The 23,658-nt window shown below is 47.6% G+C and carries 22 protein-coding genes and 1 pseudogene; 13 read left to right on the top strand and 10 right to left on the bottom strand.

What is annotated here, in order from left to right:
• Nucleotides 1–8 precede the first annotated feature (8 nt).
• On the bottom strand, nt 9–899 hold the full coding sequence (locus tag JXR92_RS10725; protein ID WP_117600587.1) for a DUF4377 domain-containing protein: 891 nt from the start codon (nt 897–899) through the stop codon (nt 9–11).
• A 274-nt stretch (nt 900–1,173) separates the two neighbouring features.
• Nucleotides 1,174–1,326, bottom strand: a pseudogene (locus tag JXR92_RS10720) (MobV family relaxase); the annotation flags it as partial.
• Nucleotides 1,327–1,669: 343 nt separating this feature from the next.
• Here JXR92_RS10720 and JXR92_RS10715 point away from each other — a divergent pair.
• The 7 genes from JXR92_RS10715 (at nt 1,670) to mtgA (ending at nt 9,052) form a co-directional block, all read left to right on the top strand.
• Nucleotides 1,670–3,055 (top strand): ABC transporter ATP-binding protein, encoded by a 1,386-nt coding sequence (locus JXR92_RS10715; RefSeq protein WP_117600589.1) that lies wholly within the window; start codon nt 1,670–1,672, stop codon nt 3,053–3,055.
• A gap of 115 nt (nt 3,056–3,170) precedes the next feature.
• On the top strand, nt 3,171–3,944 hold the full coding sequence (locus tag JXR92_RS10710) for an ABC transporter permease (RefSeq protein ID WP_117964504.1): 774 nt from the start codon (nt 3,171–3,173) through the stop codon (nt 3,942–3,944).
• Entirely contained in the window at nt 3,941–4,732 is a 792-nt protein-coding gene (locus tag JXR92_RS10705; protein ID WP_005828082.1) for an ABC transporter permease, read from the top strand. The genes JXR92_RS10710 and JXR92_RS10705 overlap by 4 nt, the downstream gene beginning before the upstream one ends.
• Nucleotides 4,733–4,776: 44 nt before the next feature.
• Nucleotides 4,777–6,114 (top strand): ABC transporter substrate-binding protein, encoded by a 1,338-nt coding sequence (locus JXR92_RS10700; RefSeq protein ID WP_171030431.1) that lies wholly within the window; start codon nt 4,777–4,779, stop codon nt 6,112–6,114.
• A gap of 32 nt (nt 6,115–6,146) precedes the next feature.
• Nucleotides 6,147–7,475 (top strand): MATE family efflux transporter, encoded by a 1,329-nt coding sequence (locus tag JXR92_RS10695; protein WP_117600593.1) that lies wholly within the window; start codon nt 6,147–6,149, stop codon nt 7,473–7,475.
• Between the two features lie 100 nt (nt 7,476–7,575).
• On the top strand, nt 7,576–8,250 hold the full coding sequence (locus JXR92_RS10690; RefSeq protein ID WP_117600594.1) for an OmpA family protein: 675 nt from the start codon (nt 7,576–7,578) through the stop codon (nt 8,248–8,250).
• A gap of 97 nt (nt 8,251–8,347) precedes the next feature.
• Nucleotides 8,348–9,052 (top strand): monofunctional biosynthetic peptidoglycan transglycosylase, encoded by a 705-nt coding sequence (gene mtgA, locus JXR92_RS10685; protein WP_117600595.1) that lies wholly within the window; start codon nt 8,348–8,350, stop codon nt 9,050–9,052.
• 166 nt (nt 9,053–9,218) lie between these two features.
• Here mtgA and JXR92_RS10680 read toward each other — a convergent pair whose 3' ends face one another.
• From JXR92_RS10680 to JXR92_RS10670, 3 genes are all read right to left on the bottom strand, one after another.
• A complete protein-coding gene (locus tag JXR92_RS10680) occupies nt 9,219–10,367 on the bottom strand; it encodes a cytochrome d ubiquinol oxidase subunit II (protein WP_117600596.1) in 1,149 nt (382 codons plus the stop codon).
• Nucleotides 10,368–10,399: 32 nt separating this feature from the next.
• A complete protein-coding gene (locus JXR92_RS10675) occupies nt 10,400–11,962 on the bottom strand; it encodes a cytochrome ubiquinol oxidase subunit I (RefSeq protein ID WP_035449218.1) in 1,563 nt (520 codons plus the stop codon).
• A gap of 132 nt (nt 11,963–12,094) precedes the next feature.
• Nucleotides 12,095–12,316 (bottom strand): DUF4492 domain-containing protein, encoded by a 222-nt coding sequence (locus JXR92_RS10670; RefSeq protein ID WP_117600597.1) that lies wholly within the window; start codon nt 12,314–12,316, stop codon nt 12,095–12,097.
• Nucleotides 12,317–12,526: 210 nt separating this feature from the next.
• Here JXR92_RS10670 and JXR92_RS10665 point away from each other — a divergent pair, with 210 nt between their 5' ends.
• From JXR92_RS10665 to JXR92_RS10640, 6 genes are all read left to right on the top strand, one after another.
• A complete protein-coding gene (locus JXR92_RS10665) occupies nt 12,527–13,927 on the top strand; it encodes a TolC family protein (RefSeq protein WP_057088295.1) in 1,401 nt (466 codons plus the stop codon).
• A gap of 14 nt (nt 13,928–13,941) precedes the next feature.
• Nucleotides 13,942–15,171 carry an efflux RND transporter periplasmic adaptor subunit gene (locus JXR92_RS10660; RefSeq protein WP_138345531.1) on the top strand — a complete coding sequence of 410 codons (1,230 nt, stop codon included), beginning with the start codon at nt 13,942–13,944 and terminating at the stop codon, nt 15,169–15,171.
• Nucleotides 15,172–15,186: 15 nt separating this feature from the next.
• The gene (locus JXR92_RS10655; RefSeq protein WP_005828066.1) at nt 15,187–15,933 is read left to right on the top strand and encodes an ABC transporter ATP-binding protein; all 747 of its coding nucleotides are present in this window, start codon (nt 15,187–15,189) and stop codon (nt 15,931–15,933) included.
• Nucleotides 15,934–15,986: 53 nt separating this feature from the next.
• A complete protein-coding gene (locus JXR92_RS10650) occupies nt 15,987–17,207 on the top strand; it encodes an ABC transporter permease (protein WP_138345533.1) in 1,221 nt (406 codons plus the stop codon).
• Between the two features lie 268 nt (nt 17,208–17,475).
• Nucleotides 17,476–18,543 (top strand): sensor histidine kinase, encoded by a 1,068-nt coding sequence (locus tag JXR92_RS10645; protein WP_138345535.1) that lies wholly within the window; start codon nt 17,476–17,478, stop codon nt 18,541–18,543.
• Nucleotides 18,540–19,241: a LytR/AlgR family response regulator transcription factor gene (locus JXR92_RS10640; protein ID WP_117600602.1), complete on the top strand. Its 702-nt coding sequence runs from the start codon at nt 18,540–18,542 to the stop codon at nt 19,239–19,241. The genes JXR92_RS10645 and JXR92_RS10640 overlap by 4 nt, the downstream gene beginning before the upstream one ends.
• 732 nt (nt 19,242–19,973) lie before the next feature.
• Here JXR92_RS10640 and JXR92_RS10635 read toward each other — a convergent pair.
• The 5 genes from JXR92_RS10635 to JXR92_RS10615 all read right to left on the bottom strand — a co-directional run bounded on the left by JXR92_RS10635 (nt 19,974) and on the right by JXR92_RS10615 (nt 23,645).
• On the bottom strand, nt 19,974–20,216 hold the full coding sequence (locus JXR92_RS10635) for a DUF6965 family protein (RefSeq protein WP_117600657.1): 243 nt from the start codon (nt 20,214–20,216) through the stop codon (nt 19,974–19,976).
• A gap of 19 nt (nt 20,217–20,235) precedes the next feature.
• Nucleotides 20,236–20,418, bottom strand: a complete 183-nt coding sequence (locus tag JXR92_RS10630) for a hypothetical protein (protein ID WP_117600658.1) — start codon at nt 20,416–20,418, stop codon at nt 20,236–20,238.
• A gap of 1,181 nt (nt 20,419–21,599) precedes the next feature.
• Nucleotides 21,600–21,881: a hypothetical protein gene (locus JXR92_RS10625; RefSeq protein ID WP_117966556.1), complete on the bottom strand. Its 282-nt coding sequence runs from the start codon at nt 21,879–21,881 to the stop codon at nt 21,600–21,602.
• Between the two features lie 634 nt (nt 21,882–22,515).
• A complete protein-coding gene (locus JXR92_RS10620) occupies nt 22,516–22,842 on the bottom strand; it encodes a hypothetical protein (protein WP_117600670.1) in 327 nt (108 codons plus the stop codon).
• Nucleotides 22,843–23,507: 665 nt separating this feature from the next.
• Complete coding sequence (locus tag JXR92_RS10615) at nt 23,508–23,645, bottom strand: hypothetical protein (RefSeq protein WP_158562861.1); 138 nt, start codon at nt 23,643–23,645, stop codon at nt 23,508–23,510.
• Between the last annotated feature and the right edge of the window lie 13 nt (nt 23,646–23,658).

The raw sequence follows: 23,658 nt of genomic DNA, 5'->3' as shown, positions 1-23,658 counted from the left end.
ATTTTATGTTATTTAATAGAAACGGCATAAGAAACCACAACTGTTTTTACTCCGGCTTGCGGATATTTATTTTTGTAGTATTCAGAAAGGTCTTTATAAAGATAAGCTACATCGGGAGTTAAATCTACGTTTCTTGATTTAGCAGAACGACCCATAAACACATCAAATGAAAGATAATTCGTTTCATTTCCCTGTTCATCTGAAAAAGTCCATTTTCCATAACCAAACACATTTCCCTCTGGAGGAAGTAATTTGTAAGATTCTGGCATTTCTTCCGGAGCTTTGTTTTCGTTTTTTATAATACACGGTCCCAGTGTATTATTATCGTCTTTTATTGCAATACATCTTAGGAATTTGTCTTCGCTCCGCCAAAATATATAGTGAAAATCCAAAGGAATAAGAGATTCTTTTTCCAATTCTTCTTCAATAAGTTTTTGATTATTATCTGCATCTACTACATATTTGTATTTAGGAAGCTGTACATTCTCGTAGTATGATTTAGGGATAAAATGTAAAGGCAAATTTTCTGAATCTTTCCTATTTTTAGATATTATTTCAAGTAGTTCATATTCCGTCCATGCGGGATTTTCCATGCTATAATCCAAATAATTTGTTTCACTGATTTTTACCTTATATTCATATCCTTTCTCAAACTCAAATTTATCAATGACTCCAAGGCTCTCCCATTCTTGGGCATTTTCTTTCTTTACAGCATATACATCAGATAAATAATTAAATCCGTCTGACCAACAAACACCGGGTATCTTCTTTGATGCAATGGTTAGAGAATATTCCTTGTAGTCTGTCACTTTCTCACCCTCTTCATCTTTGTTATCACAGCCTATAAAGCCGAATATACAGAGGAATAATATCAGTATTTCTAATTTTTGTGTTTTCATATCTGTCAAATTTTACGATTCTGTATTTACTTTTATTTGCTCTATCCTTATTTTGTGTGCAAATATATAAAAAGTGCCATTCATAAGGCATTATGAACAGCACTTTTTATTGTTTTCCAGCAAGATAAAACGGTTATATCTTCATTCCCCTGCCTTTCCTTTGCGGCTGTATAGGTCGGTGTATGCTCTGCCGTAGCTTGTCGAATTGCTCTTTGAACCACTCGACAATGGGCTTTCGGTCAATGGCAAGAACCAGTCTCGTCCCGTCCGTGGGGTCTTTCACCCCGTCGGGGTATTCGATGAGACTGCGGTTTAGGTGGGTACATGTGGGGTCGGCGTTCTTCGGAATGATGAAACGCTCGATATGTGCGGTCGTTCCGCTGTCGCTGCCGTGCGCCTTTTCCATGTGTAAAACTACGAAACCCATATATCCTTCCTTTCTTTTTTGGCTTGTGAAACAATAAATCTAACTATCTTTGAGGGCGGCGAAATACCGTCCTCGACGGGGTGTGCAGAGGGGCTTGCCCCTTGCCCTATTGGAGAATTTTCAGCGATACGGAGTATTGCGGCTCGGAAGTAACAAACGATATATCAGCTGATTATCTACACTTTACCAAAAATTACTTTTTCGCTATGTGTTTATTTTAACTTCATAGGGATAATGAATTTTAGAGTAAAGCGAAAATTCCCGATAAATTATGTAACTTTGCACTCGCTTTTTTGAAAGCCCGAAATTCGTTTAATTCGTTTGGATAAAGTAAAAGACGCTTATGCAAAAGTCCGATTGCATCATCGGTGTGGAACATGTATCGAAATTCTTCGGAGACAAGGCCGTGCTGAATGATGTGAATTTGTCTGTCCGTAAGGGCGAGTTTGTAACAATACTAGGACCGTCCGGCTGCGGAAAGACAACACTGTTACGCCTCATTGCAGGCTTTCAGACAGCCTCGGAAGGAGTGATAACCATTGCCGGAAAGGACATCACACAGACACCGCCGCACAAGCGTCCGGTGAACACCGTGTTCCAGAAGTACGCCCTCTTCCCCCACCTCAACGTATTCAACAACATAGCCTTCGGGCTGAAGCTGAAGAAGCTGCCCGGTGCCACTATCGAGAAGAAAGTGAAACAAGCCCTGCGCATGGTGGGCATGACAGACTATGAGGACCGCGACGTGGACTCCCTCTCCGGCGGACAGCAACAGCGCGTAGCCATCGCCCGAGCTATCGTCAACGAACCCGAAGTGCTGCTGCTGGACGAGCCTCTCGCTGCCTTGGACCTCAAAATGCGCAAAGACATGCAGATGGAACTGAAGGAAATGCACCAGAAGCTGGGTATCACCTTCGTATACGTGACCCACGACCAGGAAGAGGCACTCACCCTGAGCGACACCATCGTTGTGATGAGCGAAGGACGCATCCAGCAGATAGGTGTGCCTACGGACATCTACAACGAGCCCATCAACTCCTTTGTAGCCGACTTCATCGGCGAAAGCAACATTTTGAACGGAGTCATGATAAAAGATAAGGCCGTTACCTTCTGCGGGCACGAATTTGAATGCGTGGACACAGGATTTGGTGAACAGATGCAGGTGGACGTAGTAATTCGCCCCGAAGACATCTACATCTTCGATGTATCCGACGCCGCACAGCTGACGGGCACCGTAACCAGCTGTATCTTCAAAGGCGTACACTATGAAATGCTGGTGCAAACGCGCGAAGGCTACGAGCTGATGGTGCAGGACTACCATGCCTTCGAGGCAGGACGCGAAGTCGGTCTGCTGGTAAAACCCTTCGACATCCATGTGATGAAGAAAGAACGCACCTGCAACACCTTCGAAGGAAAACTGGTGGACAAAACGCACGTAGAATTCCTGGGCTGTAACTTCGAATGCCTGCCCGTGCAAGGCATCGAACCGGGCAGCAGCGTGCAAGTGGAAGTGGACTTCCAGGACGTCATCCTCGAAGACAACGAAGAGGACGGCCGTCTGACGGGTGAAGTGAAATTCATCCTCTACAAAGGAAACCATTACCACCTGACCGTGTTTACAGACTGGGACGAAGACATCTTTGTCGACACCAACGACGTGTGGGACGACGGCGACCGTGTAGGTATCATCATCGCACCCGAAAACGTGAGAATAAGGAATAAAGAATAGGGATTAGGGATTAAGGGTTAGCTATTATAAATTCTTTATCCTCCACCCTTAATCCCTAATCCCTAATCCTTAATCCCTAATCCCTTAATCCTTAATAAAGATGATAACTTTCTTTATGCGTCGGCGCAACTGGACGGTACCCTACGCGCTATTTCTGCTTGTATTTGTTATAGTACCGCTGCTGCTCATCGTGCTCTACGCCTTTACGGACGACGGAGGAGCGTTCACGCTTGCCAACTTCCGCAAGTTCATGATGCACCCCGAAGCGATGAACACGTTTGTCTACTCCATCGGAATAGCCGTTATCACTACGCTGGTCTGCCTGCTGCTAGGCTATCCGGCGGCGTATATCCTGAGTCAGAAGCAATTCAACACCTCGCGCACCATGGTGGTGCTGTTCATCCTGCCCATGTGGGTGAACATCTTGATACGTACGCTTGCCACAGTAGCACTGTTCGACTTCCTGAACCTGCCGCTGGGTGAAGGCGCACTTGTGTTCGGTATGGTCTACAACTTCCTGCCGTTCATGATATACCCCATTTACAACACCCTTCAGAAGATGGACCACAATTTGATTGAGGCTGCGCAAGACTTGGGAGCCTCCCCCACGCACGTATTCGGCAAGGTGATTCTACCGCTGTCCATGCCGGGTGTGATGAGTGGTATAGTAATGGTGTTTATGCCTACGGTGTCCACCTTCGCCATCGCCGAGCTGCTGACGATGAACAACATCAAGCTTTTCGGTACCACGGTACAAGAGAATATCTACAATGGAATGTGGAACTACGGTGCCGCCCTCTCGCTCATCATGCTGCTGCTGATAGGCATCACCGTCCTCTTCACCAACGAGGAAGACGGCGCATCGAATGAAAGCGGAGGTGTGATATGATGACACGAATCTTGACCCGCGGCTACTTGTGGCTGCTGTTGGCGTTGCTCTATTCGCCTATCCTGATAATCATGATATTCTCCTTCACCGAAGCAAAGGTGCTGGGCAACTGGACGGGGTTCTCCACCAAGCTGTACAGCTCGCTGTTCACGGGCGGGATGCACCACTCGTTGATGAACGCTATCTGGAACACATTCGCCATTGCCCTGCTTGCCGCCACCGCCAGCACGGCACTGGGCAGCATTGCAGCCATCGGCATCTTCAACCTGCGCTCGCGCACACGGCAGGTAATGAACTTCGCCAATGCCATCCCGATGATGAATGCAGACATTATCACCGGTGTGTCGCTGTTCCTGCTGTTCGTCAGCTTCGGCATATCGCAAGGATTTACCACAGTGGTACTGGCACACATCACCTTCTGCACACCCTACGTGGTGCTCAGCGTAATGCCCCGGCTCAAGAAGATGAACCAGAATGTCTACGAGGCGGCACTCGACCTGGGCGCCACACCGTTCCAAGCACTGCGCAAGGTTATTCTTCCGGAGATATTTCCGGGTATGATAAGCGGCTTCATCCTTGCCTTCACGCTCTCCATCGACGACTTTGCCGTGACCATCTTCACCATCGGCAACCAGGGGCTGGAAACGCTCTCCACCTACATCTACGCCGATGCGCGCAAGGGTGGACTGACGCCGGAACTGCGGCCACTCTCCACCATCATCTTCGTGACGGTGCTGGTGTTGCTGATTGTAATCAACAAGCGGGCCGAACGGACAAAAAACGATTGATGTGAGTGATGAGTTATAAGTTATCAATTGTCAAAAACAAGATGATGAAAAGGATAATAAACATACTGATTCTACTGTGCTGTATCGCATCCCTCTCCTCTTGTGGAAACTCTACAGAAGAGCGCAGCCGTGTACTGAAGATATACAACTGGGCAGACTACATCGATGAAGATGTGCTTGCCGAATTTCCCGACTGGTACAAGCAGCAGACGGGCGAAGACCTCCGTATCATCTACCAGGTGTTCGATATCAACGAAATCATGCTCACCAAAATTGAGCGCGGGCACGAGGACTTCGACGTCGTATGCCCCTCGGAGTACATCATCGAACGTATGCTTCGCAAAGACCTCCTGCTACCCATCGACCGCAACTTCGGCCGCACACCGGACTACATCCCCAACGTGTCGCCCTACATCCGCCACGAGCTGAACAAGACCTCGCAACCTGAACGCCAGACCGAGGACTATGCCGTGCCCTATATGTGGGGCACCGCCGGCATCCTCTTCAACAAGAAGTTCATTACTCCCGAAGAGGCGGGCACGTGGAATATCCTCTGGACTCCCAAAAACCGTAGCAAGATACTGATGAAGGACAGCTACCGCGACGCCTACGGCACTGCCATCATTTACGCCCATGCCCGGGAACTTGCCGACAGCACCGTCACCGTAGAGCAACTGATGAACGACAACTCCCCGCAGGCCATCGCCCTTGCCGAGAAATACCTCAAGGAGATGAAACCCAACATCGCCGGCTGGGAAGCCGACTTCGGCAAGGAAATGATGACCAAGAACAAGGCGTGGATCAACTTCACCTGGAGCGGCGACGCCGTCTGGGCCATCGAGGAGGCCGATGCCGTGGGTGTGGAACTGGACTACACCGTCCCCCGCGAAGGCAGCAACATCTGGTATGACGGCTGGGTAATCCCCCGCTACGCCCGCAACGTGAAGGCAGCAAGCTATTTCATCAACTACCTCTGCCAGCCCTCCGTGGCGCTGCGCAACATGGATGCCATCGGTTACGTCAGCGCCGTCGCCACACCGGAAATCATGGAGGCGAAGACCGACACCACGCTTGACGTGCATTCCGACCTCAGCTACTTCTTCGGTCCCTTGTCCGGAGCCGACAGCCTACAGATAGACCCGGTCCAGTACCCCGACCGCCGCGTAGTGGAGCGCTGCGCCATGATACGCGACTTCGGCGACCGCACGGAACTGGTGCTCGAAATGTGGAGCCGCGTGAAAGGTGACAATCTCAATACGGGCATCGTACTGCTCATCTTCGCCGTCTTCGGTCTGCTCTTCATCTGGCTGGTATATACCAAGATACGAAAGTACAAGCAGAAACGCCGCCACCGCCTCCGCAGAAAGCGAAAAAGGAGATGATTAATACATTGTTTATCTAAAAAAACGTCAACGTGCAAGGAACTAAGAATTTGACACAAGGCCCCATCAACCGCCAGCTATTCACGCTGGCAATGCCCATCATGGCCACCTCATTCATCCAAATGGCCTACAGCCTGACAGACATGGCATGGGTAGGACGTCTGGGCAGTGAGTCCGTGGCTGCAGTAGGTGCGGTAGGCATACTGACGTGGATGTCCGGTTCCATCGCCTTGTTGAACAAGGTAGGTGCCGAAGTCAGCGTAGGCCAGTCCATCGGTGCACGCAGCGAAGAGGATGCACGCAGTTTTGCTTCACACAACATTACAATTGCCCTGCTCATCTCCGTCTGCTGGGGAGGACTGCTGTTTCTTTTCGCCCGCCCCATCCTGAACATCTTCGAACTGAAACAGCATATCACAGACGCCGCCGTGACCTATCTGCGCATCGTGTCGACGGGACTGCCGTTCGTCTTTCTCTCCGCTGCCTTCACGGGCATCTACAACGCGGCAGGACGTAGCAAGATTCCGTTCTACATCAGCGGAACGGGACTGGTTATGAATATCCTCCTCGACCCTCTTTTCATCTTCGGCTTTGGCTGGGGGACGGTAGGGGCTGCACTTGCCACCTGGCTGTCCGAAGCCATGGTCTTCGGCATCTTCGTCTACAAACTCCGGGGGAAAAGCGCTGTACTCGGCGGATTCTCCTTCCTCGTCCGTCTGAAGAAGAAGTACACCCGGCGTATCTTCAAGCTCGGCCTGCCCGTGGCCACACTGAACACACTCTTTGCTTTCGTCAACATGTTCCTCTCGCGCACCGCTTCGGAGCAGGGAGGGCACATCGGACTGATGGCATTCACTACCGGAGGACAAATCGAGGCCATCACCTGGAACACTTCACAAGGATTCTCTACAGGACTGAGTACATTCATTGCACAGAACTATGCTGCCGGACAAAAGTCGCGCGTGAAGCAGGCATGGCACACCACCCTATGGATGACGGGCGTATTCGGAAGTCTCTGCTCACTGCTCTTTATCTTCTTTGGCAGTGAAGTGTTCTCTATCTTCGTGCCCGAAGCCGAAGCCTACCGTGTGGGAGGTGACTTTCTCCGCATCGACGGTTATTCACAAATGTTCATGATGATGGAAATCACCATGCAAGGTGTGTTCTACGGACTGGGACGAACGGTACCGCCTGCTATTGTCAGTATCGGATGCAACTATATGCGCATTCCGGTAGCATTGCTACTGGTACATATGGGTATGGGAGTGGACGCCATCTGGTGGGCAGTGAGTGGAACCACCATTGCCAAAGGTCTGATACTGACAGCCTGGTTCATATCCATCAAAAGGAAAATTCTCTAAAAAAGAACAGAACTGACGAACTTTAGGAAGAGAAATATGGTTATATATACATAAATTTGCAACATTAAAGATAAGATCAACTTTTAAAGAAAAAAGAGTTATGAAGAAAATGAAATTTACAGTATTGTTTTTATGCAGTGCATTGCTGCTGGGCAGTTGCGGCACCATGAACAACAAGGCAAAAGGTGGAATAATCGGTGGTGGTTCCGGCGCAGCGGCAGGTGCCATTATCGGCGGACTGATAGGTAAAGGCAAGGGGGCAGCCATTGGCGCGGCAGTAGGCGCGGCAGTAGGTACAGGTGCCGGTGTTGCCATCGGACACAAAATGGACAAGAAGGCTGCCGAAGCTGCCAAGATTGAAGGTGCCCAAGTGGAGCAGGTAACGGATGCCAACGGCTTGCCGGCTGTCAAAGTATCCTTTGCGGCAGGTATTCTGTTCGGCTTCAACTCCGCAGCACTGAGCAACGAGGCAAAGGCCTCCCTGCGCGAACTTGCACAGATTCTGAAGGAAGACCCGACAACGGACATTGCCATCATCGGCCATACCGACAAGGTGGGTACCTACGAAGCCAACATGAAGGTTTCCAAGAACCGCGCCTATGCTGTAGAAAACTATTTGCAGGATTGCGGTGTATCTCCTGCCCAGTTCAAGAAAGTGGAAGGCGTGGGATACAACGAATACGATGAAAGTCTGTCTGCCGACCAGAACCGACGCGTAGAGGTATATATGTATGCCAGCGAACAGATGATTAAGAATGCGGAGGCGAATAATTAATGTGCTAATGTGATCAATGTGCCAATGTGCTAATTGGCATATTGACACATTAATCACATTGACATATTAGTACATTAATCACACTGGCACTCTCTCCATGAAACTCCCGAAACCTTTGCGGTTCCTCCGCAACATCATATTATTCTTCTTTATTTCCACTATCCTGGCGGTAGTGGTTTATCGTTTTGTACCCGTCTACATCACGCCATTGATGGTTATCCGCAGCGTGCAGCAAGTCTTCAAGGGCGAAAGTCCCCGTTGGCACCATACTTGGGTATCTTCCGACAAGATATCCCCTCACCTGCCGATGGCCGTCATTGCTTCGGAAGACAACCGGTTTGCCACACACAACGGGTTCGATTTCATTGAGATACAGAAAGCGATAAAGGAGAATGAAACAAGAAAACGGAAACGGGGCGCCAGTACTATCAGCCAGCAGACGGCAAAGAATGTATTCCTATGGCCCCAATCTTCCTGGGTACGCAAAGGACTGGAAGCCTACTTCACCGTACTGATAGAATTCTTCTGGTCCAAAGAACGTATCATGGAGGTCTATCTCAACTCCATCGAAATGGGGAAAGGCATCTATGGCGCACAAGCCGCCGCCAAATACAAGTTCAAGACTACAGCAGCCAAACTCTCTGCCGGACAATGTGCACTGATAGCAGCCACACTACCCAACCCCATACGCTTCGACTCAGCACACCCCTCCCCTTACATAAAGAAAAGGCAAGGACAGATTCTACGATTGATGAAACTGATACCCAAATTCCAGCTAAATGAGAAACAGACAAAAGAATAAAAAGAGGACGTGCCCAAAGTACATGAGCACTTTCATAATGTTATAAATTAGGCGCGGATTACGCAGAATAACACGGATTCAGTTTATTGAATCCGTGTTATTCTGCGTAATCCGCGCCTAAAAAAAAGCGTTCAAAGGGGGTTGATACATCCCCTTTAATTTTTAATTAATACGCATGGCCTCCCTCTCCCATCTCCTTCGCATCAATCTTACGATTATCAATGCTGCGCCATGCATAGAAGATATAGGCAAGAACGAAAGGAACAAGGATAGAGACATAAGCCATAACCTTCAGTGTGAACTGGCTCGAACAACTGTTTGCCAACGTCAGCGAGCTTTGTAAGTCGTGGGTGGAAGGATAATAGGCTGTATTGTTATAGCCTGCCACAAGCAGCAATGCCAATACCGCAAGCACCGTCCCTGCACCGGCAAACCAGATTCCCTTGTCGAACGTCGGCTTCCACAGCGTACGGATGATGCCCCAAAGCACAGCCACCACACCAATCAGGAATACAAACAGCACTACCGGCATCTGCAAGAAGTTCGTCAGATACTTGTAAGGTTCCATGAACACCTCTCCCGTTTCCGGACGGACAGCGTAGCCGTCGGCCACCAGTGTACGGATGACGAAGGCCAGGAAGAACACCAGAAACAATGCCGTATTTCCCCAGAGTGCCCGGCGGCAGCGTCTCACCAAGTCGTCCTCATTGATGTTATTAATAAAATAGAGCGCCCCCAAGATGCGCGCCAGGAAGAACACAGCCAGCCCGAGCACCACATTCCACGGATTGAGCAGCGCATCCAGCCCGTGTCCTGCATTGGCCCACTGACTGATGACCGGCATCACCGTATCTGCCATATTCCCTTTATTGATGTAAAATTCGGACCCCGTGAAGAACGTGGCCACTGCCCCACCCAGCAATACCGGACCTACCACTCCGTTTATCACCAGGAACGTGCGATACGTTGTCTTGCCCAGCAGATTTCCCGCCTTCGACTGGAACTCGTAGCTGACAGCCTGCAACACAAAGCTGAACAGAATAATCATCCACAACCAATAGGCTCCTCCGAAACTCGTACTATAGAACAACGGAAACGAAGCAAAGAACGCGCCTCCAAACGTGACGAGCGTTGTAAACGTAAACTCCCATTTCCGTCCCGTAGAATTAATCATCATCTTCTTTTGCTCCTCCGTCTTCCCCAGACAGAACAGAAGCGAATTACCTCCCTGCACAAACAGCAGGAATACCAGCAGTGCTCCCAGCAAGGAGACTACGAACCACCAATAGTGTTGAAGAAAAATATAGGTATTCATTGTGAATTATGAATTATAAGTTATGAGTTATGTTATGAATTATGCGTTTCTGTTTCCGGGCCTTTGCGAATGGCCTTCAGCATAATTCCCACCTCGGCAATCAGCATGACAGTGAAAAGTACCAGAAAGATAAAGAACGTGGTCTGCACGGAACCGACATCCAACTTGGAAATGGCGGCACTTGTGGGCAGCATGTCTTGGATGGCCCACGGCTGGCGACCACATTCGGCAACCACCCATCCGGCTTGTCCGGCCAGATAGCCCAGCGGAATGGTGAGCATGGCCACCCAATGCATCCACGGCATCCGCGACAAGTCTTTCTTATAGGCCAGGAACAGCACCACGATAAAGAAGAGGATGAAATATCCACCCAACATCACCATCACACGGAACATGTAGAACGTAAGAGGCACATTCGGCACCAATTCGTTCACATCCTTGATATAACCGTAACCGAAATAGGCTACATTATCTTTCAACACTTTGGCAGCCACCTCTGCATCTGCCTCATTGCCCGCAGCCTTGGCTGCACGATAGGCGGCAAACGCACTGATGGCCGTTTTCCCTTTTTCTATTTTCTCTTCTGCCGAAAGCGCCACAGTACCGTCCTTCAACGGGTATCCGCCTTTCAGCAGGTCATTGATGCCGGGAACAAAGGCATCCGTCTTCCGTTCGGCAAGCAACGACAACATCTTAGGGATTTCCACACGGAAAAGGAATGGGTCTACTCCGTCTTGCGGCGTCTGCTTGGCAGGATTCAGCAGCCCGAACGCTACCAATCCGGCACCTTGCCGCCCTTCATAATAACCTTCCATAGCAGCCAACTTCATCGGCTGCTTTTGCGCCACTTGATAGCCGGAGCCATCGCCCGTCCAGGCAGACAGCACGGCGGCACACAGACCTACCCATGCGGCAATCTTTACACTTGCCAGCGCAAATTTCTTCTCGCGCTTCTTCCACAGATACCAGCAGCTCACCCCCACTACAAACACGGCAGCCAGTACCCAGCCGGACAGCACACTGTGGAAGAACTTGTTGACAGCCATCGGCGAAGTGGCCACAGCCCAGAAGTCCACCATCTCGTTGCGTGCCGTATCGGGATTGAACTCCATGCCTACGGGATTCTGCATCCACGCATTGGCAACCAGAATCCACCAGGCGGAAATCGTGGCGCCCAGCCCCGTAAGCCAGGTAGATGCCAGGTGGAAACGCTTACTCACCTTATCCCAGCCGAAGAACATGACGGCGATAAACGTTGCTTCCATAAAGAAAGCCAAAATACCCTCGATGGCAAGCGGTGCACCAAAGATATCGCCCACAAACCAACTGTAATTACTCCAGTTCGTACCGAATTCAAATTCCAGAATGATACCGGTTGCTACACCAATGGCAAAGTTGATACCGAAAATCTTCATCCAGAATTTAGCAGTACGTTTCCAAAATTCGTCACCCGTACGGTAGTACGCCGTTTCCATGATGCCCATAATTACCGCCAGTCCAAGTGTCAGCGGCACAAAAATCCAGTGATAGATGGCGGTCAAGGCAAATTGGGCTCTCGACCAGTCAATCAGAGAAGTGTCAATGTGTCCAAGCATAAGAATCAAGTTATGAGTTATAAGTTATGAGTTATTGAGTTACTAAGTTATTGGGTTGTCAAGTAAGAACACAGAGACACGGAGAATTTATAAAGGCAAGGACATAAACTCTGTGGCTCTGTGTCTCCGTATTTAGTCACCCAGGCTCCGGTGGATAAGTTCATTACTAACATAGCCTTCTTTGTCGTCACCCACCACGGGAGTATTCAGAAACCGTGGGAAGAAGAAAAGACGGAGAATAAAAAACATGATGAATAACTTCACAAGGATGATAAGCCACAAAGTACGCCCTAACGTCATACTTCGAAAACCTTCCAGATAAAAACGCCAAATGTTTACCGCAGTTCGTTTCATGCTGATAAAATTATAATGATTACAAATATAAAATACTTTTATATAAAGAACAAATAAAAAGGTGAAAAGTTGAACAGAAAAAAGACTTCTCCCATTCATCGGTACAAAAAAGATTTTAGGCGAGGAAAATTCACTCTACGTCTATCACTTTTGCAATCCTTTCTCCACCCTACTACATTTGCAAATGTAAAACCATAGAATAACGAAGATATGACGAACGTAAAAAGATTGACAGTGATAGCGCTATGTATGGCAAGCTGTATGGGAGTGGCCGCCCAAAACGGCACTTCCACGCAGATACCCGGCAGTTCCGAGCAGCCAGCCGACAGCCTGCCCGCCCAATGGGACTTGCAAGCGTGCATCGACTATGCCTTGCAGCAAAACATCACCATCCGCAAGAACCGCCTCAGTGCGGAAAGTGCCCAGGTAGATGTAAAGACCGCCCGAGCCGCTCTCTTCCCCAGCCTTTCGGCCAGTGTGAGCCAGCGTGTCGTGAATCGCCCGAAGAGCGAGACAAACACCATCATCGACGGCGACAACATCACCAGTAGCCAGAGCAAGACTTCCTACAACGGCAGCTACGGCATCGATGCCAACTGGACCCTCTACAACGGCGGGAAACGCCTCAACACCATCAAACAACAGCAACTGAACAACCGCATTGCCGAACTTAGCGTAGCACAGAGCGAGAACAGCATCGAAGAAAGTATCGCACAAACCTACGTACAGATACTCTACGCCGCCGAAGCCGTGAAAGTGAACGAATCGACCCTGGAAGTGAGCCAAGCCGAATGCGAACGCGCCCGCCAGCTTCTCGAAGCAGGAAGCATAGCCAAAAGCGACCTGGCACAACTGGAAGCGCAGGTAAGCACCGACAAGTACCAACTGGTGACCGCACAAGCCACCCTGCAAGACTACAAACTACAACTGAAACAACTCCTGGAACTGGACGGCGAATCCGAGATGAACCTCTACATCCCCACACTCGGCACGGAAAACGTACTGGCACCCCTGCCCACCAAAACGGACGTTTACCGTTCTGCCCTCGTGCTCCGTCCGGAAATAGAAGCCGGCAAACTGAATATACAGACATCCGACCTCGACATCAAAATTGCCCGCGCTGGCTATCTGCCTACGCTGAGCCTCAGCGCCGGCATCGGAACCAGCCATGCCAACGGCAATGACTTCACCTTCAGCGAGCAAGTCAAACAGAACTGGAACAACTCGCTGGGCTTCACCGTAAGCGTGCCCATCTTCAGCAACCGGCAGACCAAGAGTGCCGTAGAGAAAGCCAAGATTCAGAAGCAGACCAGCGAACTGGACCTGCTGGACGACCAAAAAACGCTGTACAAGACCATCGAAACCCTCTGGCTCGATGCCAACAGCGCCCAGCAGCGCTACGCCGCCGCCACAGAGAAACTGAAAAGTACGCAGACCAGCTATGAACTGATTCAAGAGCAGTTCAACCTGGGCATGAAGAATACCGTAGAACTGCTGACTGAGAAAAGCAATCTGCTCAGCGCACAGCAGGAGACACTGCAAGCCAAATACATGGCCATACTGAATATGCAGCTACTGAAGTTTTATCAAGGAGAAAAAATCGAATTATAATACCTTATATATATATGAACAAAAAAAGAATCATCCTCATTGCCGTAGCTGCCGTAATCATAGTGGGCGGCGGCGTATGGCTCTTCGGTGGTGCCAAGGCCAAGCACAAGGTGACCTACGCCACAGCAACCATCCATAAAGGCGAGATTTCCGAATCCGTAACCGCCACGGGGACCATCGAACCGGTGACGGAAGTGGAAGTGGGTACCCAGGTGAGCGGTATCATCGACAAGATTCATGTAGACTACAATTCCGTAGTAACCAAAGGCCAACTCATTGCCGAGATGGATCGCGTGACACTGCAAAGCGAACTCGCTTCGCAACGCGCCGCCTACAACGGTGCAAAGGCCGAATACGAGTACCAGAAAAAACTCTACGAGCGCAACAAGACGCTGAACGAAAAGCAGCTCATCGCCGCCACGGACTATGAGCAGTCCGTCTATAACTACGAGAAGGCCAAGAGCAACTACGAAAGCAGCCAGGCATCACTGGCAAAGGCTGAACGCAACCTCTCCTACGCCACCATCACCTCTCCCATCGACGGTGTAGTCATCAGCCGCGACGTGGAAGCAGGACAGACCGTGGCTTCCGGCTTCGAGACACCGACACTGTTCACCATCGCTGCCGACCTGACGCAGATGCAGGTTGTGGCCGACGTGGACGAAGCAGACATAGGCGGTGTGGAAGAGGGACAGCGCGCCACGTTTACCGTAGACGCCTACCCGAATGACGTGTTCGAAGGAGTGGTCACACAAATTCGTCTGGGAGATGCCAGCTCAAGCAGCACGTCGAGCACCAGCACCAGCACGGTTGTGACCTACGAAGTAGTCATCTCCGCCCACAACCCGGACCTGAAACTGAAACCACGCCTGACAGCCAACGTCACCATCTTCACCCTCGACCGCAAAGACGTACTGTGCGCTCCTGCCCGTGCCCTGCGCTTCAACCCCGAAAAACCGCTTATCGGCGACAATGATATCGTGAAGGATTGCGAAGGGGAACATAAACTCTGGACCCGCGAAGGCAACACCTTTACCGCCCATCCGGTGAAGATAGGTATCTCCAACGGAGCCAACACGGAAATTATCAGCGGCATTAACGAAGGTACCGTAGTGGTGACCGAAGCCAACATCGGCAGCATGCCCGGCAGCGGCACTCCGGACATGAGCCAGGAAGCTCCCGGCGGTGAGAAGAGTCCGTTCATGCCTGGCCCTCCGGGAAGTAAGAAGAAGAGCGGAAAATAATACAAAAAAAGAATTATGAATAAAGCAGTCATTGAACTTCAAAATATCAAACGCAACTTCCAGGTGGGGGACGAAACCGTGCATGCCCTGCGCGGCGTCTCGTTCACCATCCGTGAAGGCGAGTTTGTCACCATCATGGGTACATCGGGCTCCGGAAAGTCGACTTTGCTGAATACCCTCGGCTGCCTGGACACGCCCACCAGCGGCGAATACCTGCTGGACGGTATCTCCGTACGCACCATGAGCAAGCCTCAACGCGCCGTACTACGCAACCGTAAAATCGGCTTCGTATTCCAGAGTTACAACCTGCTGCCCAAAACCACTGCCGTGGAAAATGTGGAGCTACCGCTGATGTATAACTCCTCCGTCTCGGCTTCCGAAAGGCGGAGACGTGCCATCGAAGCCCTGCAAGCCGTGGGGCTGGGCGACCGACTGGAACATAAATCCAATCAAATGTCCGGTGGCCAGATGCAACGCGTAGCCATCGCCCGTGCCTTGGTGAACAATCCCGCCGTTATCCTGGCAGACGAAGCTACGGGTAACCTGGACACCCGTACTTCTTTCGAGATTCTGGTACTGTTCCAAAAGCTGCATGCCGAAGGACGCACCATCATCTTCGTCACCCACAACCCCGAAATAGCCCAGTACAGCAGCCGCAACATCGTGCTGCGCGACGGACAAATCAAGGACGATACCATCAACACCCAAATCCAGAATGCAGCCGAAGCCCTGGCAGCATTGCCTAAGCAGGAGGAGGAATGAGGGATAAGGGATTAAGGATTAGGGATTAATTTTAAACTTTCCATTAAAACGATATGAACGGAACAAACCTTTTCAAAATAGCCTTGCGAGCCTTGAACAACAACAAGCTGCGCGCATTCCTCACCATGCTGGGCATCATCATCGGCGTGGCGTCCGTCATCACGATGCTTGCCATCGGACAAGGTTCGAAGAAAAGCATCCAGGCGCAAATCTCCGAGATGGGCTCCAACATGATTATGATTCACCCCGGTGCCGACATGCGCGGCGGTGTCCGCCAAGACCCCAGCGCCATGCAGACCTTGAAGCTGACCGACTACGAAGCCCTGCGAAACGAAACCAACTTTCTGGCTGCCGTCAGCCCCAATGTCTCCTCCAGCGGGCAGCTCATCGCGGGCAACAACAACTACCCCTCCTCCGTGAGCGGCGTGGGCACGGACTATCTCGAAATCCGGCAGCTCAGCGTGGAGAACGGCGAGATGTTTACCGAAGCCGACATACAGACCTCCGCCAAGGTGTGTGTCATCGGAAAGACCATCCAAGACAACCTTTTCCCCGGTGGAGAAGACCCCGTAGGACGTATCATACGTTTCAACCAAATTCCTTTCCGCGTGGTGGGCGTACTGAAATCTAAAGGCTACAACTCCATGGGCATGGACCAGGATGACGTCGTACTTGCCCCTTACAGCACCGTGATGAAACGCCTGCTGGCACAGACCTACCTTAGCGGCATCTTCGCCTCCGCCCTCACCGAGGACATGACGGACAATGCCACCGACGAAATCACCGAGATACTGCGCCGCAACCACAAGCTGAAGGAGAGTGACGATGACGACTTCACTATCCGCAGCCAGCAGGAGCTCAGCACCATGCTGAACTCCACTACCGACCTGATGACCACGCTGCTTGCCTGCATCGCCGGCATATCGCTCGTAGTGGGCGGCATCGGCATTATGAACATCATGTACGTATCGGTGACGGAGCGTACACGCGAAATCGGTCTGCGCATGAGTGTAGGCGCACGCGGTGTCGACATCTTGAGCCAGTTCCTTATCGAAGCCATCCTTATCAGCATCACCGGAGGCATCATCGGCGTCATCATAGGATGCGGAGCCAGCTGGATAGTGAAGAGCGTTGCCCACTGGCCCATCTTCATCCAGCCGTGGAGCGTATTCCTCTCCTTCGCCGTATGTACCGTCACCGGAGTGTTCTTCGGTTGGTATCCCGCCAAGAAAGCTGCCGACCTCGACCCGATAGAGGCCATACGCTACGAATAACCTATCTCTCTCTTGCCAGAAGTTATCAAAACACGTCCTAAGTATTAAAGAAAAACTTTCTAAGTATTAAGAAAAAACTTTCTGCCAATAAAGAGAAAAGTTATGCCGAATTAAGGATAATGTCTATCCCAAGCTTTGGGATAGACATCCGCAAGCTTGGGATACATATCCGCAACCTGGAAACGCTTATCCGCAACCTGCGAACAGAGATTTGCTTCGCAGGCGGTGGATATTTCCAATATCCATCTAAAATCCGTATCTTTGTATTATGATGAAACAACAGCTCCCTAACCCACGCCACCGCGGCATCGAAATCCTGATACACATCATCGTCTGGGGTATCGTCATCGGTTTCCCCTTTCTGATGATGACACGCAGTGGCTTCAACATCAGCCTTGCGGACTATCTGCGCCACGGTAGCAGCAGTACCCTCTCGTTCTTCCTTGTATTCTACATCAACTACTGTCTCCTCATTCCCCGCTACTTGTTCGAAGGACGCATCCGGCAGTACCTCCTGCTGAACACACTGCTCATCATCTGCATTACCACCGGCGCCCACCTTTGGCAAGAATACACATTCCAGAACCATCTGCGCGGCGATGATGACGGTCAGCACATGGGTCCTCCCAAATGGATATTCATCTTGCGCGATGTATCGACCATGATTCTCACCGCCGGCCTCAGCGCTGCCATCAAGCTGAGCCGCCGCTGGGCGCAGATGGACGCCGCCCGCCGCGAAGCCGAGAAAAGCCGCACGGAAGCCGAGTTGAAGAACCTGCGCAACCAGCTCAACCCGCATTTTCTGCTCAATACGCTGAACAACATCTACGCCCTCATCGCCTTTGACACTGACAAGGCACAGACTGCCGTGCAGGAACTGAGCCGGTTGCTACGCCATGTGCTGTATGACAATCAGCAGAACTTCGTTACCCTAGACAAGGAGATGGACTTCATCCGCAACTACATCGAACTGATGCGCATCCGCCTCTCCGCCAACGTCCGTGTGGAAACGAAGATAGACGTCCGACCGGACAGCCGTACCGAAATAGCTCCGCTCATCTTTATTTCCCTCATAGAGAATGCTTTCAAACATGGCATCTCTCCCACCGAGCCCAGCTTTATCCGCATCCATTTCAGTGAAAGCCCCGGAGAGATATACTGTGAAATAACCAACAGTTACCATCCCAAAAGCATGGCGGACAAAAGCGGAAGCGGCATCGGTCTGGAGCAAGTGCGCAAACGCCTGGAGCTGACCTATCCCGGTCATTATGACTGGAAGCAAGGAGTGAGCGAAAACATGAAAGAGTATAAATCTGTTTTAATCATAAAGATATGAATCTGAAGTGTGCCATTGTAGACGACGAGCCCCTTGCTTTGGGGCTTCTGGAAAGCTACGTCAACAAAACCCCGTTTCTGGAGTTGGCCGGTAAATACTCCAGTGCCGTGCAAGCCATCAAGGAGTTGCCCGAAAAGCACATCGACCTGCTTTTCCTCGACATCCAGATGCCCGAACTGAACGGACTCGAATTTTCAAAGATGGTCGATTTCAATACCCGCATAGTCTTCACCACCGCCTTCGACCAATACGCCATAGACGGTTACAAAGTCAATGCGCTGGACTACTTGCTGAAACCCATCTCCTACATCGACTTTCTGCAGGCTGCCAACAAGGCTGTACAATGGTTCGAACTGCTGCAACAGCCAAAGGAAGAAATTCAGAGTATTTTCGTAAAGAGCGAGTATAAGCTGGTACAAATCGAACTAAGTAAAATTCTGTACATAGAGGGGCTGAAAGACTATCTTAAAATCTACGAGGAAGATTCCCCCAAGCCCATCTTGTCTTTAATGAGCATGAAGGCTATGGAGGAACTCCTGCCCACCTCGCGTTTCATGCGCGTTCACCGTTCCTACATTGTCCAAAAGGATAAAATACGTATTATAGACCGTGGTCGCATCGTATTCGGAAAGAATTACATCCCGATAAGCGACAGCTACAAACAAGCTTTTCAAGAATTTTTAGACCAAAGAAGCTAAAAAAATCGACCAATCCGTCGATAAAATCGGAAAAGCCGTCGATTTATTATAGAATCCTTTTGCAGATTAAAATATGTTTTTTTATCTTTGCGCTGAACAGATAGGAGTTGTGAAACTCCCCCAATAGAATAGTTTAGTTAAGTCTAGTTTAGTTTTTGTGTGAAGCACTTCCTCCGTAAGCGAACGTTGGAAGTGCTTTTTTAGGTGCAACAAGTACTTACGAAAAACAAGCAAATTAAAAATAGTTTCACTTTTGGGGCTAAATAATTGCCGAAAAATTGCAAAAACAAAAATAAATCAGAAAAGCTATATAGACCTGCATCAAAAACATTTGTAAAGTATGAGGGCGATTTGCAGAAGTGGAATTAGACCATTCGAGCGTACCTGGGATTTTTATATCAATTACCCAATATCAGCTCCCAGTTATCCATAATGGCCATCTCTCAATGTAGCACATCAGGCTGATAAATTGTATAATTTATTCAAAAGCAATAAAATCTATGCACAGCTCTACCTTCCTTAAATATTATTTGTAGACTTTTATATATTTTGTCCTGTTTTATAAAAAAACATGTCATACTTTTGCATATATAAATGTTCTCCTGAACATTTTACATTTTTATTCTTTTGTGTCTGTGAAGACACAAAAAATGTTTGTTTTGTTTGTATCATCCTCTCTTTTAGCGAAAAGAGAGGATGACTTTTATTATACTTAAGATATGAAAAGAGCGACTATTTAGCCGCTCCTTCTATTATTTCCTTCAACCGACACAATCTATCAATGGCCGGATTATAGAATGCATCCGGATAATGTTGCTTAATATCGCAGATATTCGCATTAACATACAGAGAGGTGTCAAAGATATGTTCCGCCTCACTTAGCATCACCTTTTTGGGTAATTGGGCTGTTTGTGCCCATTCAATTATTACCTTGACGGATTCCTCGTCGTATGCATATTTACTCTCTTCTGCCATAATTGCTTTATCTAATCATTTATAATTGAAAATACGTATCGTTCGCCATATCAACGGCATCCTCCAGACTACCGCCGTTCTCCTCCACAAATGCGACTATGGTATCCAAGAGCTCATCAAAGGAAGGCATGCTCTCATTCGTTGTCTTTTGAATATAGTCTTCCTTTGTAAAAGCTATATTCTCTATCAATTCAGTTTTCATTGAAATAAGCAGATATAATTACACAAAGGTAAGGAGATTCGGAATATAAAAAAATATCAGTGTGATTTCCATAGTAAAAAAACAGAGGACTTGACTATAAATTCAGAACACTCATCCTTTAAAAAGATAAAAGCAGGCATTATATTTGTACACATGAAGCCGTGAGGCTTATGATTCTTGTTTAGCTGTATAAAGCCTTCCCTCCTCAATCTAAAGAAGAGAAGGCTTTCATTATGAAACAAAAAGCCTCGACATAAGCCGAGGCACACTATACAATAAAAAAATACCGCATTTGTCATAAACTTGTTAAATGCCCAATTCCAAATGGATATAGCTTCATAGCGACAACCGGTTATTCCCCTGCTTGGATAACTCAAATTATGAGTACAATGGGAGGAAACGGAGGTATAAGAACTTTCGTGCGTTTACTTGGAGCGAATGGGAGTCAGTAGCTCTTACTTAAAACTGTGGAGTTATTCTACAATACTGTGGAATGCGCCACGATATTCCACAAGGAAGTAAAAAAGAGTTTGCTTTATATTGCTGAAAATGAATGCAACATTGTTACATTGCCATTTTGGCATCAATTTTGTACTATGGTTTATGTCCTAAAATTTATCAGTAACTTATAGTTGTTATGGTTAGACAATAGGTATTAGTTTCATTAAGGTTTAAAGTTATTTTGTTCATATTGATTTTCATTCGGAAACTCTCTTTGTTTAGTATTGCATCCCGGTCTGTGAAGTATCGGGATGTTTTTACCTTGGAGGATTGCGGTTTTCGACTAAATACTATAACTTTGTATAGTTAGCCGATATAATACTATTTTATTCTTTGGAATAATGAAAGTATTCTCAGCCTGTGAGGGTCGGATGCTTTTGGTGGGTAATGCCGCCAATTATTCCAGTTAAGTGTTTAGGTTTTATGTTGTCTGCCCCATGAACGGACAGCATTGACAAAAAGTATTTTACCCGTTCTATCCGTGACGGCTTGGACGGGTTACAAGAGAATTCAAACAAGCCATTGACTTTCTATTTCTCAGCATGTCTTGTATGAGATTTGTTTCTTTGAAACAAAAGCGGTGAAAGTAAAACCGCACTCTCTATCCCACTGTAAACCAAAGAAATTATAAACAAATACATGCAGAAAGCTACGGGGATTTTTCAATGAAAAGAAGCAATTCATCCAACTGTCTTTTCCACAATTTCCATCACTACATGGCTTGACTCCAACCAGAACCAATACCACAACCAAAGCATAACTCCACCCAACCAAACAAAAGCCACATCAATATAATACAAATTTAATATCCTGCTAACCAATACACATAAGAGTTCTCCGCAAAGCACATAGGCAGCAACCATAGTAACAAACTGGTCATTGGCAACAGTTATCAAAACCAGAATGCCTATAACGGGAAGAAGGGAAATACAATCAATTAGAAGTCGTTGTTTGTCATTCATAACATAATAGAGATTAGAATACAAATATAAACATTATTTATATAAGACACCCCTCTATAACAGAAATATCTGACAAATAAGAAACAAACTATTATTACAATTATAAACCCAAAGAGTGACTATTCAGTCGCCTTTTCCATAAACAGTCAACAAATATCCACTAATCATCAGTAAAACATATATCTACTATCGCACGTTTAACAACGCTCTCTTATCTCCGACAAAACCTCAGCCACACAAAAGCTGAGGTCCAGCATGTTCCTTTCAATATATACAATCAATTAAAGCACACAATAATGGCTGAAAGTAACCAAGATAAGCATCCAACTTTCCCTCAAACATCTTCTCTAACATATCTGACTTGCAAATATTTATGACAATAGCCTGCCTTCCTACTCAGTCTTAAACTGGCTTAAAACTCTTTACTCAATAGTTCTGCAGAAACAGCTTTGTGTTCTTTAACCCAGTATCCATCGTTTTTTCAATTATAAAGGTAAAAAACAACTCGGATATCTTATATCCGAGTTATCATTTACACAATCTTATGAATGGTACCGATTTTTCATATCAATTACTTATTGACATTCATTTCCATCAATTATGTAATTTTCCCCAATAGGGAAAAAGAAAATTGTCATTCAACAGATTCACCTTTTTCGTTCAGAAGAACCGTTACCTCTTCAGCGGACTGGTCATCTTTAGTAAGAACCAATACGACTTTATAAACCTTGCCGATTTCTTTCTCTGCAACAAACACTTCTTTTATTGTAGCCCTCTCATAGTCCTTTGCCAATGTGTTTACTACAGCCTGGGGAAGATCTTTCACTTCGATTTTTGTAAATTCATCTTGGGGATCTTGCAAAGCCTGAATTACAGACTGTACTTCTGATGTAACGTGAGCGAATGCTACTGAACTACCTAATCCCACAACCACTGCTAATGCTACTAATACTTTTTTCATAATCGTAATTTTTAAATGGATATTAATTTTATGCCTTTCATTACAGTAATTATAGAACAAAACAAATGCCAAAACAGAAATGAGAATATAATAACCTATTAAATAGGGTTTTAATAAAGAAGCAAGGAATTATCATGTGTAGAAATGTGTAGAACAGAATACCACATAAGGGGAATAATACCACAGTAGAATAGCTTTAATTTCCTGAAATGAGAGATGACATTAAAAGTTACATAAACCTTGGATAACAATAAAGTCCGTACTTGGGAAAGTCTGGACTAAGGAAAAGGAACTTTCTTATGCCTTATTCCCTCCATAAGACTGAACAAAATTACAAAAAAGAGACAATAAGATACATAAAACGGACATTAAAACAATTTTTCTATGCCTATATTTGAGAAAAAGAAAAAAGAGAGCTACTTTAGCCTAAAATTTCATATCAAAGCACCTTTATCTGTAGCAGTTTCAAAAAAACGCATTTTTTTAAGCTTTGTATGTTTCGTTTAAGGCCACCTTCCTTTTGAGCGCAAGAGGAAGGTGTTTTTTTCAATCCCTTTCCACGTATCATTACCCATCTTGCGATTCTTTGTCACTACGCTTCTTCTTCTCTCACTGTTTCAGCTCCAACTCCATTTTTAAATCCAGATTAGTTTTTTCAACATCAATTATTCATCCTGCGCCTTACGAAGCCGTTCAAGCTGTTTCACAAATCGCCATTTCTTCTCTGAAACCCACTTCTGAATGAACATGTTGCACTCCCGCCTTGAACTCCTCGCCATCCACATCAATGATATTACCGCCATATCCACTTGATAA

The organism is Bacteroides parvus (genome assembly GCF_017309675.2).
Classification (GTDB): Bacteria; Bacteroidota; Bacteroidia; order Bacteroidales; family Bacteroidaceae; genus Bacteroides; species Bacteroides uniformis.
The sequence above is the reverse complement of the archived record's forward strand: the minus strand, read 5'-3'. Positions and strand labels throughout refer to the sequence as shown.